The sequence below is a fragment of the Pseudomonas sp. B329 genome, from assembly GCF_023127835.1.
Classification (GTDB): Bacteria; Pseudomonadota; Gammaproteobacteria; order Pseudomonadales; family Pseudomonadaceae; genus Aquipseudomonas; species Aquipseudomonas synxantha_A.
In genome coordinates, this window is sequence record NZ_SPKP01000036.1 from 1 (window position 1) to 1,473 (window position 1,473).

At 54.8% G+C, this 1,473-nt stretch carries 1 pseudogene; it reads right to left on the bottom strand.

Annotated elements, in window-relative coordinates:
* Positions 1–206: 206 nt before the first annotated feature.
* Positions 207–1,322, bottom strand: a pseudogene (locus tag E4P00_RS18040) (autotransporter domain-containing protein); the annotation flags it as partial.
* Positions 1,323–1,473 lie beyond the last annotated feature (151 nt).

Genomic DNA, 1,473 nt, shown 5'->3' on the forward strand with positions numbered 1-1,473 from the left:
GATTGGCCTCAGTTTAAGGCAAAGAGGTGTCTACGAAACCCGGGGCGATTCAGGTATGCACATGAGTGTAGGTAACAACTGGAGGAACCTTCTGGCTAATTCCCTAGCCGTGGTGCTGATGACTGAATGTGGCGGGAGAAATTAAGAGAACGCAATAAAACCGGATGCAATGAACTCATTGCATCCGTCTGTAGGCCATCGGGTCGTCAGAACTGGAAGGTGAACCCAAGGTTAACCGCGTTGCCACCACCATGACTGGAAACCAGCCCGGTGTAGTTAAGCGATATCAACGTGTCCTTGGTCATGGCCATTTCTGCCGAGGCTTTGACCACAGCACCATCACGTGACGCTGGCACGCTACCCACCGCAAACGCGGCCTCGCTTCCGACAAATTTCAAGGAACTTTGCCGTTCCAGCTCGCCGTACTGATGCTCCCAGCCCAACTCGCCACCCAGTTTCACCGAACGAGTAGAACTCACCGGCAATTGCATATGCCCGCGCACGCCAACTGTCGAGACAATTGCATCCTGACTTTGCTTACTGGCGCGCAATGCCGCTGCTTTCCCACGCTCTTTGAACGCGTCATTTTGGAAATTAACGTAGGCCAGGTTTGCAAAAGGCTCGAAGGCTGACCAGGCGGTATAGCCAACTTCACCGAACACCTGATCCGTTCGTGCGTTGTAATCCGCTTTTTGATGAACGGATTGGTTGCCGTAGTTCACGTTACGGGAGGTGTCAAAGTGGTGCCAGGTGCTCGCTCCGCCGAAACGTAAAGCGATGCTATCGAAGCGTTTACCCCCATAGATCGACAAGTGATAGTTGTCGCTATTGGCCGACGTTCTGGAGGAACCCTCCAGATCGGTTTTGGTGTAGCCCGTCGCCCCGCCGATTCGCCATCCATCACCGATATCAGTGTCCAGACCGAGCAGCACGCCAGTGGTAGAGGTGCTGTAGCTGGTGGCGTTGTGATCGGAGTCAAGCTGCGTGTGACCTCCGAGTAATTGCACCCAGCCGCCGTTGCTGTTGTCGACTTGAATTTTTGTATCTGAATTCAACGCCTGAGCCTGTTGCAGGCGAGCATTCACCGCATCACGAACATAACGACTGTCGGCGATCTGCGCGGCGGCGGCATCAGCATGAACCTGGCCATCAAGTTGCTTGAAGGCCTGACGAGCCTGTTCAGCGGAGTTGAAGGTTAAAAGGCTCTCATATACAGAGTTCCCCGGGGCTAAGGTGTCAGCCACGGCTGCAACCGCACGCTCATTTTTGGTCTGTGCAACGCTGGCAAAGGTGGTTTTGTTGCGCTGAATGGCAATGCTCATGGCCATCACTTCAGGCTCTCGCTGCACAGATTGCGGAGGTGTTACAGCTACAGTCGGTAATGGGGCTGGCGGTGGAGTGACCGCCACTGCTGGCCTTGCCTGAACAGGTTCAACAGGCGTTGCAACCACAGTCGGTGACGAAGCTGGCGGT